This is a genomic window from Methylobacterium sp. AMS5 (assembly GCF_001542815.1).
GTDB lineage: Bacteria > Pseudomonadota > Alphaproteobacteria > Rhizobiales > Beijerinckiaceae > Methylobacterium.
In genome coordinates this window covers 3914340-3925663 of sequence record NZ_CP006992.1, presented here as the reverse complement: position 1 = coordinate 3925663, position 11324 = coordinate 3914340, and the positions used below count along the sequence as shown (strand labels likewise).

Here is an 11324-nt window from a genome sequence, read left to right as displayed (position 1 = left end):
CAGATCTATGCCAAGGCGGCAGCTATCTCATCCTCCGGCTCCTCACCACCGAAGCCAAGGGCGCTCCGGAGATCTTGCAGGTGAACATCAACGAAGCGCAGCCGGATCTGCTGGCCAGCTAGGGTAGGCGTCGTGTGTAGTTCGGCGGCGGCGCGCAACGCGGCCAGGAGTGTCTCACGAGTCTCCTTGTTGGCGTGGCGCCATTTCGCTGCGCAGTTTGGGCAGAGAGCGAGGTGATTCTCTGGTAACTCTCGGCTTTCGCCCGGCAAATACTCAACGGCTTCGAAGTATGGTCGGCCGTCGGCTACGCGGAACGGCATCTCCTCGTGGCACGCCTGGCAGACCATTTCGCCCGCGTCATTAGTATAATAGTCGCGCAGGAACTCCTTTGCATGAGCCTGGGCGTCCCCGTCGCTGATACGGACGCTTCGTTCCCGCATCTCGTAGGTCCGGAGCGGCGCGGTCTGGGCGCCTGCGGCGACCCTCCGCGCCCGGCGCTCGGGATTGGCAGAGCTTCGCTCCGGGAACTCCGGCGGCGTAGCCGGCCTCTCGGTCACGCACCGCATCAGCTGTTCGATGACTGCCTGTCGCTCCGAGGCCGGCACATCGCTGAGAGCGTCAGCGAAGCTGGGTGGCAGACCCATGCTCTCGGCTGCCTTCCTCCGACCCTGGTTCTGCTCTGAAAGGCGGCGATGGTCGGCGCCGAAGCCCAGCGCGTCGAGCCACGGCGCGTTGCTCGCATAGTCGAAGCCTGGCGCGAGGTCGGCGGCCGTCATCGACCGGGGCTTCCTCATAGTGCCGTCGCTCGCAGGCAGCCAGTCCGTGGTCGCGAGTACGTGGGCAAGCGTCGAGAGCTCCGTCTTGATTGGATAGTTCTGGTTTGGACAGTAGCGGGCCCGCAGCACGTCGATCCGCTGCGCAGCCATGGTGCGCCATACGAGGGCGGAGACGCTCGGATCCATGAGGGCTAGCATGTGCTCCAAGCCCTCGATCCTGTAGTCCTTGTCAACTTGGCTATTCGTCCGCCTGGCGGAGGGGAACCCGTACTTCAGGGCTGAGTGTTGAGGGTGGCTGTACGGGATCAAGGTCTCCTCGACGACCAGGCGCGTGCGGACTCCGGCCTCCTGGACGAGTCCGATCAACTCGTCACGCTTCAGACGAGAATACCCGGTCCAGAGTGGGACTGCCGCGAGGTCGGTGACGCGTCCTCCGAAGACGAGCCCGAGGCCCGTGTTGGCGTAGGGTGCATCGAGATAGATGCCCTCTGGCGCGATGTATCCCTCGACGCCGTCGCCTCGGAGCCAGGCGGCGTCTGCGAAAGGTTCGACATCCTTGTGCTCCTTCCACCAGGCGATGAAGCGCCTGATGTGTCTCAGGTGCCGTTCGGACGTCAGGCCGGAGGGCGGGGTGCCCTTGTAAAACCGCTTGGCGATCGCTTCGAGGTAGTGCTGCTCGCTTACGACCTGGACGCCCACGCGAAGCAGGAACTCCTCCGTCTCCTTGCCCCTGCCGCGCCCACCCCGGATGAGCGTCTGCTTGACGAGTGGGAGATCGTTCGCGTCCACCTCGCCTTCGGCGTTGTCGCGGGCTTGGGGAAGCAGGGCCTTGGACACCTGCACTCGGGAACCGTTCTCCAGGCGGATGAACGGCACGTGGCGAATGAGGGGGGATGTGCTCGAAATCTTCGCGCCGTCCAGTAGGAGGTAGAGGCGCTGGACCGCCTCGTCGGGCAGACCGTCGAACCAATCCCATACGGTCTTCCTTCCGCCGTTCCAAAATTCGGCCGAAAGCGCGGCGATGAGATCGGTCGTCGCCCATTCCGGGATGCCAAGACTGCCGAGGAAAAGCTCCTCCCTGCTATTCCTCAGACCCGTCACCGACCAGCGGACGTCCGGCTTCCCGGAAAGCCGCTGCAATCCCTCGTCGGCCAGAAAGTCGCGCAGGTCCGCTGGGCCTCTCATGAGCTTCGATGCCGGGAGGTGACCTCCGAACTGGGCCGGGGCGAGCGCCTGCGTCTTGAACGCTGCCACGAGAGGTGGAGAGAGCCGCGACCATGGGGCGGCTAGCGCGTCGTTGCCGTTCGGCAGGATCTCCAGGAATGAACGCTTCAGGAGCCCGGCATCCCGGATGCCGGGCAGGCTCTCGACGAGCAGGCGACCGACCTCGTCGACGAGGTGTTCGTTCCAGGCGTCGCCGCGCTTGATGTTCGCCCGATTGTCGGTGAGGCGGAAGGGCCCGTGAACGTGGAAGTAGAGACCCGTCTGCTCCTCCGTCTCGAAGAAGACGGCGAGCTTCGTGCCCGCTTCCGTCCGCACGATTTCGCCTTCGGCGTTTTGCCTGAGAGCAACCTTGACCGCGTGCTCGCCGCCGTCGTCCGTCTTCACGGTCCGAGACAGGACAATGTAGCGCTCGATCCCGGCGGTCACGTGATTGTCCTCGCGCCGGAGGACACGCGCGCCGTCCGGCCTGTCTTCCACGGCATACCGCTCGCGACGCGTGTCGTCCGACCAGCAGAGCGCCCGCAGGCGGTCGAGGAACAGCATCGAGCGAGGCCCGCCATCCTGCAGCGCGGCCCGCAGGCGTTCCGATACGTCCGAGGTCAAATCGCGAAGCGGCAGAACGAAGCGCGTCCAGCCATCCCGGCCCTCGAACGGGATGCGTGTCGGAACGACGAGATCACGGATTGCAAACGCAAAGGGGATCCCGTCGACCCGCGTGTGGACCTCGGGTCGTTCGGTTACGACGTACACCGACTTGAAGCCGATGCCGAAGCAGCCGATCTTGTTTGCCTCGCCGAGCTTCGTCGTGTTGCCGATCCCCGTGATCCCGTCGACATCGTCCGGCGTGAAGGGGCCACCGTTGTGCTCGAACACGATTGCATCCTTGCGGATGACGAGCTCGGCCTCGGTGGCTCCCTCATCCTCTGCGTTTTGCATGAGCTCGAACAGGAAGTGCGCCGGGTCGGCGTACTTCTCGACCGTCGCGTTCCAGATGCCGCGGTCGAACGCGTTCTCCTTGTTCGCATCCACCCACCGCTGCCGCTTGGTGCGGAGCTCCTCGAACCAGTCGCTCTCGTTCGCCATGGTCAGCCCTCCACCACCAGTACGCCGGTCGCCACGCGCCTGAAAAGGATGTCCGCCCGCTGCTCGGCCTTGGCGAGCTCCGCCAGGGCCTGAGCGTGTTCAGCCTCGGCCCGGGCGACCTGCGCCGATCTCATCCTCCTGATCCTGCCGTCGCCGGCACGAGCGAGCTGCTCCTGCAAGGTCGCGAGGCGAGCCCGGTGGCTGGTCTCCAGGCTGTCCCGGCGGAACCGAGCGATCTCGGCGGTCTCGGCCCGATGCCGCTCGCGCCGGGCCTGCCACGTCTCGTAATGCCACCCGTCCAGGGCGTCGAACTCAGACGCTGACGGCATCCCGACCTCGCTGGCGTCGTAGGCCTCGGCCATGAGACGCATGAGGTCACGCCCGATGGCGTCGTCCGCGAGCACCGGCACCAGCAGCGCGTCCTCCTTCAGACCCTTGAGCTGCCACTGATAGATCGCGAACGGGTGGCTACCGCGGGCGTGAGCGGAACCTGACACGAGGAGCGCGACCTGCACATCGTCCTCGCCGCCGAGCTCCCGGGCCGCGGCGCGGGCCAGTGGGTGCACCGGCGTCACGAAGACAAGGGCCGGGTCCGCGAGGGCGGCCTCCCGGTCGAAGGTCAGGCCCAGGTTCGGCTGGTCGCCCTTGAGGAAGTTCTCCCATTCCCGTTCTACGGGCGACAGCCGTCCCGAGCGCCGCGGTGGTAGCAGACGCCTGCGGGCCTCGACCGAGAGGCGGAGCGTCTTGGCCGGCCCCGAGCCGGAAACGGGGCTCCGACCGAGTCCCAGGGTCAGCTCCAGGTGGCGGGACACGAGCCGCTCGATGCCAGCCGGCTCCAGCCATAGGCTCGACGCCTCCTCGATGTCGTCCGCCATTCGGGCCTTGGCCATGCGGACCCCGAACAGTTCCGCCTGGCGCTCCTCCAACGCCTCTGTCTCGGCGACCTGGCGGATCTGGTTGTCAGCGATCTGCTGAAGGCGGCGCTGCCGTTCCTCCGGAGTGAGGACCAGGTCTTCCGCCACGCTCTGCAGCGCCTTGCCGATCTCTCCCAGGATGGCCTCGCTACCGCCCACCGCACGCTCGAAGATCCCGATCCGGAGCAGGCAGCGGTCGTAGATGTCGAAGTCCACGGTCTCCGGGGTCACCAGGTTGTAGATCGCCACCGTCTCGCTGGCCTGCCCATACCGGTCGATGCGCCCGATCCGCTGCTCGATCCGCATCGGGTTCCAGGGGATGTCGTAGTTGACGAGCGCGTCGCAGAACTGGAAGTCCAGGCCCTCGGAGCCGACCTCGGAGGTGAGCAGCACGTCGATGGCGTCGGGCTGGTCGGACGCCGCCGCGAAGGCGGCCCGAAGCCGGCGCCGCTCCTCGTCGGCCACGTCGCCGTGAATCAGGCCCACGCGGACGCAGTTCGCCTGAAGGGCGCGCTCCAGGTACGCCAGAGTGTGCCGGAACGTGCTGAAAAGCAGAAGCCGGCGGTTCGGCATCGCGGCCTTGTCCGCGACGATGCCGAGCAGGCGTTCGAGCTTAGGATCCTCGGCCGGCAGGTTCCGGGCGAGCGCCAGCACGGAGTCGATCTCGGCCTTGATGCCCGACAGGTCCGGCGCCTCCACGTCCTCCGCGTCGCCTCCGATCTCGGCGTTCTCGACCGCGCTGAGCCCCCGGGCGAAGACCTGCTCCAGGAAGGGGACCATGGCGTGGATCGAGCTCGCAGCCTGCCGGCGAATTGTCGTCATGAGGAAGCCGAGCGGCCCCGAGCCGTGCCTAAGCTTGTAGAGGCGCGCCTGTGCCGCCAGCAGGGCGTCGTGCACCTCTCTCTGGAGAGGGGTGAAAGGCACCGGCTCCGTCTTCGGCTTCCGGACCGTGAAGGCGCCGATGTCCCGGCGGCGTGTGCGGTTGATCAGGAACGAGAAGCTGTGCAGGCCCTCTACTCGGTGGACGAGGCGAACGCGCGCCTCCTCATCGGCGGCGGCCCGGACCTGGGCCACGACCGACCTGAACTCGGGGGACGGGCCGAGCATGGCGCCGCCCCAGTCGGTTCCGGCAGCCTCCTGCAAGGCCGCGAGCGCACGCTCCTGCCAGCCCTCGCCGCCCTGCCGGACCGCTCCGATGGCCTCGTTGATGGCGGTGTTCGGAGCCGCCATCCGCTCGAACGTCGGTTTGTCGATCACCAGGTCGGGCCGCAGCAGGTTCAACATCGAGAACAGGTCGTCCGTCCCGAGCTGGACCGGGGTCGCCGTGATCAGGACGACGGCCTCGGCGTTGTCCGCGAGCACACGCAGCCCCTGATGGAGCTGGGTGTCCTGGTTACGGGCGTTGTGCGCCTCGTCGACGATCAGAAGGTCGAAGCGCGGCGGCGCGTCTAGGTCGAGAAGCCCCTTCATCGGGCGCCGCCCCGGGGCGGTCGACCCGAGAAGCATCCCCTCGTTGAACAATGAGTAGGGAACGATGGCGCGACCGTACCGGTCGGGCCACTCGCCGTCGAGATCGGTCTGGTCGAGGCAGTAACGCAGCGATTTGCCGTCGAGCGCGACGAACTCCTCGTCGAAGCGCCGCATCTCCCGCTGCCACTTCTCCTCGACGACCAGCGCCTTGGAGCAGACGATGAGAACGTTCCGGAGCGGACGGCGCGCCTGCAGTTCCCGAAGGAGCAGTCCAGCCTCGATCGTCTTGCCCACGCCGACCTCGTCGGCTAGCAGCAGCCGGGGCCGATCCGAGCGGATGAACTTAAGAACTGGCCGGTACTGGTAGGGAATGAAGTCGATGCGTCCGGCCTGCAGCGAGTGCAGGTTTGTAAGGCTCGGAGCTGTAAGCTGAAGCGCAGTGAGCCGGGCCTTGTACTCGTCCGCGGTGAGCACCGGAGAAGCTGCAGCCGGCGTCGCGACCACAAGCTGACTCTCATAGAGCGTCTCGAAGCGCGAGCCGATGAACACGCCATAGCGGTTCTCTCGGTTCGTTCTCAGGACGGTGGTGACGATGCCGACCCGTGACGGGTCAGAACGGAGGGCAACCGCCTGACCCACGGTGAACGGGCTCTGATCGCCCCGATCCTCAGTTGCGGGGGTCTTGCTGTCCCGGACGTCGACAAGGCGGCGGATGTGGGCCTGCAGTGCGACCGCGTCGACGCCCCTGGCACGGGCCGTTTCCAGGATTTCCTCGTCGGACGCGTCGAGGATGCCCTGGGCGATGAGAGCGAGGGTCCGGTCTTCGGTCGTCTCGTTCATAGGGGGTATCCGTCCGGAAAGGCTGCTAGGAGGCGACGCCGGAACCGGCGCCTGAGTGTGTCGTAAGCGGTGGCGTCGAGCCCGAGCTTGCGCTGGATCTCGGGGCAGGTCATCTCAGCGAGCTCCAGCTCGAAGAGGCGGAGCGCTGGCGGATCATCCTTCAAGGAGCGCCTAACGGCCGTGGTGACACTCTCGACCTCGGCTCGGTGATCGGGATCTACCGCGACGTCCGGATTCGTTTGATCGTCCAGGAAAGGCTCCCTCCAGGCGCGCTGTCTCAACTCGTAGGCGATGCTGCGCATGACCTCGGCGAAAAAGACGTCGACCGGCAGATCTGCGGGCCAGCGCCTTCGGCCCTCGAGGACCCGTGCAATCGCCTCGTTGAGGATTTCAGCGCCTTCCGTTGCCGAGCCCACACTCCGCGCGCAGGCCCGGGCCAGCTCGCCGAGGCGCACGGCCTCCGCCGGCCGAAGCCGCCGGAGCCGTATGCGTGCCTCGTCGATCGCGAGGTGAGTTGGCGGCGTGGTCATTCGGTCCGTCCAGGGTTCATATGACCCTATGCGGGCGACGGAGGTCTGCTCGGAAGGTCACCTCGCAATTTTCTGCTGCCGCGTGCATGGCATCCGATTACGAGAAGCGACAAAGACCTCCCGGATATCTGGGACGAGCCCAAAGCGGCTGGGTCATTTAGCAGCGCCCGAGGAGCTGGATTGCTGGCACTTTCGTAAGCCAATACTTTCGCAATTTGGAAGAACAGGTTATCACATGCTTATATAATATGGTTCCGACAACGGACGATCGCGCGCTGTCGAACCCGTTCTCGGGGTTTCACGGGTGCCCCGAAACATTGCTACGAAGTTCAACCTTCGAGCGAGCAAAAACCTCTTATTTACAATGTACTCGGGCATGCGGCGGCGAATCCCCTTCTCAGCCAAATCATGAAACGCACACGATAGATTGGCATTTCTGTGCGTGTTTTTTGCTAATATATCAGCATAGTTTGCCAAATTCCGCACAAGCGCCATTGATAAATCGGCGCTTTTTAGTCGCAAGCGTCAATCGCAGATTTGGTATCCATCGATATTTAGAAAAGCGCACGGGAAGAAAAAATCTTCAAAGATGTGCGATCCGTGATATTGTGCTGCAGTCCGACTTGTGGGGCGGAGCCGCAGTGCGCCGCTGAGGCTTCCGAGATTAGCTAATCCAGTTGGTGACGATTTGATTGGTTCAGCGCCGCGGCCCAACACGGCCCGTGCACGGATGCAGCCGGGTGCGACGCGGTAGCTCAGTCTGCCTGATGAACCGTCACTCGGGCAACTCCGCCACCGTCGCAGCATCGCTGATACCGTCGGCCCCGCCAGCGAGGCTGGAGACTCGGTGGGACTGAGTAAGCTGGTGAAGCGACCTCGCTCCTCGCGCTGTCGAACGACCTCGAATCCCTGATCCTTCAGGGCGGGCCCTTGGTCGAGTTCGCCGGCCTACGCCGTGTTCATAACCCACGCGCTGAAACGGGTTCTCTTCGCACATGCGCTGGCTACGGACGGTGATCACGAATTTGCGCGGCAATGTGCGCCCTACTCAGTCCGTCTAAAACAGAACCGTGCGCCACGCCGACATCCCAGGAGCCGGATTCAAAACTGAACCGGGAGCGGTTATGGACCGCGTTCGACTTCCATGGCGAGCTTCGATCCAAATTGCAGAACGACATCATTTGAGGCCGGTGCCGCCCTCAAATCCCGGCTGTGCAAAACCTTTCTCAGATCGACCCTGGTGGCCAAAAATGGGTTGAGGTGCGCTGTACTTCGTGCGATCAGGGCAGTGTCTCGGCAACGAACAGGCCGGGACTGTGGGCTGCTGCTGCTTCTGAGATCGGCAGTCCAAGAGCTTGATGCTGCTGATGCGGCATGTATCCTCCGGGTTGGCCTGTGCCGGCGTGGTGGAGAGGTCGTTCGGGACATATCATCCCGGATCACTAATCCGACCCGTCCCTTGCCTCCGGCATCCGACAGTCCAGTTCGTGGACGTATGCGGATGAGCAGCTAGGCCGGTGCCGACCGACCGCTGAGGGATTGCTCTTCAGGCGCTTAGGAACCGGGGCCCTTCGTGGCTGGCGTGAACCGGTTCCACCTCTCTCCTCAGGGACAGGTGCGCCGCGATGCGATCCTCAATCAAAAATCTCCATTTCGATTCTGCGCGTACTGAAAGACCACCGCGCGCTTATGCCGAACGGCGAACGACGTCGTGAGGCGGGCATGGCACGCCCACCCCGCTTCGAACAGGCGGTTGCCGAGGTTCGTGTCGAGAACCGCTGCGTCGAACTCTGGATGGAGGAAAACTTCGCGGCGCTTCACGCGGCATATCCAAGCGGCCGCCTCAATCTGCGCGAACTCTCGGAAGTCGTGCGACGCTGTGGCCTGACGAACAGCCACGGCGGACGGCTCACGGACGCGACACTCTCCAAGACTTGGGCACGGGTCCGTCGGCGGATGCTGACGGCGGCTCCATCGCCTCGACTCGAGGCCGACGAGGTCGCTCGCGGTGTCGTCACGCTGCCTAGGCGGGAAGCCGAGCTCCGGCCAGAACCCGCCGCGCCAGTCGACCGGATCGACACGCCCGCCACCGTCCAGCCCCGAGCCCAACCTGCCGCAGCGCAAGGGAGCGCCGCAGAGCAGATCGCTCGCCTGCGAGCCGAACAGCGCGCCCGGCGCCCACCGATGCCGACATCCGTCGACCTCGCCAGCCCAGCTCACCTCAGTCAATTCGCAGGAATCATCACGTCATGAGCAAGAATAACATCGTAGCCAAGATCCCCACCTCGCTCACGAAAGAGGCTATCCATCCGGATTCACGCGGGGAGACCATGGCGGCTCCACAGGTGGAGCCGGTGGACTGGACCTTAAGCGGTCGCGACAGCGATGCGGCGATCCAGACCCTGCTCGTCACCATCGGCCGGGGAAAGTCGGGCAAGTCCCTGATGAGCAAGCTACTCATCGAGTGCGCCCGGGCTGCGAACCTGCCCCTGCGCGCCACCGATGCCGACCCCACGAACTCGGGTCTGAAGGATACACATGCCGACACCGTTCCGGTGGCGGATGCCGATCCGCAAACGGTTTACGATCATACGCGCGCCGAGATCGAGCGACTGCTTGCCGGCAACGCCTCCACCCTGCTCGATTTCGGCGCCGGCAATCCGACCATCACGACCTTGCTGCGCGAGCTCAATCTCGCAGGACTGCTCAAGCGACGGGGCAAGTGGCTGACGCTGTTCTGTCTACTTGGTCCAGAGCGCGGCGACCTCTCTCAGATCGCAACCTTCCTGAGCCAGCCCAATCTGGAGGATGCCCGCATCGTGCTGTGCTGGAACGAAGGATTGGTGCCACGCGGCCGCGAGATGGCAGCCTTCGATCTCTACGTCACGGCGAAACCGGTCGTGGAGGCGCTCGACCGCGGTGCCCGCCTCGTCCGGCTGCCGCGGCTGGCTCCCGCGACGCGAATCGACGATCTCGGCCTGACCTTCCGGGACGCCGCGCTCGGCCAGGCCAATGCGGCAGGCCAGCGTCTCGGCGGGCTCGACACGCAGATCACGGCTGAGTGGCTGATGCGGTTGCCCGAGAGCTTTGCGCCGATCGCCGACTGGCTGCGCTTCGCGCCGATCGAGAGCCTGCTGCAGGATCTGGAGGCCTGATGCCATGGCGGACCGCATCCCACCCGACAAGGCCCCTGCGTCCGCCGACTCCCCGCTGGCGGGGAGCAAGGCGTCGCAGCTCGAAACGCACATCAACAGCCTGTTCACGAGCTACCAAGCGACCGGCCTCTCCACGCATGACCCCTACCACAAAGTCGTCGTCTCCTTGTGCGCCCTCGGTCTGGTCACGGATCGGGCACGGGCCGAGCAGACCGCTGCCCAGCGCCAGGGGCGAGAGGAGCTCGCGACCCTCGTGGGTCAAACCCGTCAGGTCGCGACGCAGATTGGAAAGGCCTCAGGTGAGGTTGAGGAGGCCGCCGAACAGATTGCGGTGGCCGAGGCGGCGGTCGCGGGCACTCTCGCGAAGCTGGCCGCTTTCGACCGGACCTTCGAGGACCGTGCCGATCGGATCGAGCGGGCCACGCGCCTCGACCTGCACGCGGCCGTCATGCGCAACGGTAGCCTGCTGGCGGGTCTCGTGGTGGCGAGCCTGCTCGTCGGGGCCGTCGGCGGCTACGGCCTCGGCGCGCGGGAGACCTTCGGTACCCCCTACACGGCCGTGGAGCGTCTGCAACGGACGTTCGGTCTCGACGCGCTCTCGGCCCGGATGTGGAGCGATCTCATCCCGCTCAACGACCCACGTCCCCTCATCGCGCGGTGCCGGGATCTCGCGCAGTATGGCTACCAGCGCGATCGCCGATACTGCGACATGCAGCTGACCGTTCCTCCGGCCCAGACACCGCCCGGCACCTGACACGGCCTCTTCCGCGCTCCCCCGGACGACGCATGGCGCACCGCGGCCGCTGCCCCGGATCCGACCCGCTGGACCGCGGCCCCCAGGTCCGGAGCGTGGACCCGCAGCGAATCCACCACCGAAAGGACATTCCCGAACCTCGGACCTGCCGATGAGGCACGGCCGATCCGTCCCGGATCGGCGCGCGACCCGCCACCGATCCGCCAATTGCGACCCCTGAAAATCCCCAACAGACCAAGGCACCCCTTGGTGCAGATGCGAAGGATACGATCACGATGTCCGGCAAGATGACACAACTCAACCCTGGCGCTGCAGCGCCCTGGACCCTCGAACGCCTCGGCGACCAGCTCTTCGCGATATCCCGGACGATGGACGCCCTCGTTCAGATCGCTGAAGATCACACCAAGATGCTGGAGCAGGTGCTCAAGGCCGCAGCCGCTCCGGGCGAAAGCAGCGAGTTCAGTCCGCTGAATCGGAACCTTAGTCAGATCACCCAGCTGCTGAAGCTCAACGGCGAACTGCTCAGCGTGATCTGCTGTCAGGTCGGTGGAGCACCGCCCGGGAAGCCCTAGGATCGC

The 11324-nt window shown here is 65.4% G+C and carries 7 protein-coding genes; 3 read left to right on the top strand and 4 right to left on the bottom strand.

The window, feature by feature from the left end:
• Positions 1-5: 5 nt before the first annotated feature.
• From Y590_RS17645 to Y590_RS26550, 4 genes are all read right to left on the bottom strand, one after another.
• Complete coding sequence (locus Y590_RS17645; protein ID WP_060770992.1) at positions 6-3083, bottom strand: sacsin N-terminal ATP-binding-like domain-containing protein; 3078 nt, start codon at positions 3081-3083, stop codon at positions 6-8.
• A gap of 2 nt (positions 3084-3085) precedes the next feature.
• Positions 3086-6307 (bottom strand): DEAD/DEAH box helicase, encoded by a 3222-nt coding sequence (locus tag Y590_RS17640; protein WP_060770991.1) that lies wholly within the window; start codon positions 6305-6307, stop codon positions 3086-3088.
• The gene (locus Y590_RS17635) at positions 6304-6837 is read right to left on the bottom strand and encodes an RNA polymerase sigma factor (protein ID WP_060770990.1); all 534 of its coding nucleotides are present in this window, start codon (positions 6835-6837) and stop codon (positions 6304-6306) included. The genes Y590_RS17640 and Y590_RS17635 overlap by 4 nt, the downstream gene beginning before the upstream one ends.
• A gap of 1638 nt (positions 6838-8475) precedes the next feature.
• Positions 8476-8658: a hypothetical protein gene (locus tag Y590_RS26550; RefSeq protein ID WP_144439998.1), complete on the bottom strand. Its 183-nt coding sequence runs from the start codon at positions 8656-8658 to the stop codon at positions 8476-8478.
• 428 nt (positions 8659-9086) lie between these two features.
• On the opposite strand from Y590_RS26550, the gene Y590_RS17625 reads away from it, so the two are divergent.
• The 3 genes from Y590_RS17625 to Y590_RS17615 all read left to right on the top strand — a co-directional run bounded on the left by Y590_RS17625 (position 9087) and on the right by Y590_RS17615 (position 11318).
• Positions 9087-9992, top strand: coding sequence for a hypothetical protein (locus tag Y590_RS17625; RefSeq protein WP_144439997.1), 906 nt, complete (start codon positions 9087-9089; stop codon positions 9990-9992).
• A 4-nt stretch (positions 9993-9996) separates the two neighbouring features.
• On the top strand, positions 9997-10746 hold the full coding sequence (locus tag Y590_RS17620) for a hypothetical protein (protein ID WP_060770987.1): 750 nt from the start codon (positions 9997-9999) through the stop codon (positions 10744-10746).
• Positions 10747-11021: 275 nt separating this feature from the next.
• Positions 11022-11318 (top strand): hypothetical protein, encoded by a 297-nt coding sequence (locus Y590_RS17615; protein WP_060770986.1) that lies wholly within the window; start codon positions 11022-11024, stop codon positions 11316-11318.
• The last annotated feature ends 6 nt before the right edge of the window (positions 11319-11324 follow it).

What these genes read in the sequence shown, in the direction of transcription:
- Y590_RS17625 (WP_144439997.1), top strand. Translation starts at nt 9,087, where the DNA reads ATGAGCAAGAATAACATCGTAGCCAAGATCCCCACCTCGCTCACGAAA.
- Y590_RS17640 (WP_060770991.1), bottom strand. Translation starts at nt 6,307, where the DNA reads ATGAACGAGACGACCGAAGACCGGACCCTCGCTCTCATCGCCCAGGGC.
- Y590_RS17615 (WP_060770986.1), top strand. Translation starts at nt 11,022, where the DNA reads ATGTCCGGCAAGATGACACAACTCAACCCTGGCGCTGCAGCGCCCTGG.
- Y590_RS17645 (WP_060770992.1), bottom strand. Translation starts at nt 3,083, where the DNA reads ATGGCGAACGAGAGCGACTGGTTCGAGGAGCTCCGCACCAAGCGGCAG.
- Y590_RS17620 (WP_060770987.1), top strand. Translation starts at nt 9,997, where the DNA reads ATGGCGGACCGCATCCCACCCGACAAGGCCCCTGCGTCCGCCGACTCC.
- Y590_RS17635 (WP_060770990.1), bottom strand. Translation starts at nt 6,837, where the DNA reads ATGACCACGCCGCCAACTCACCTCGCGATCGACGAGGCACGCATACGG.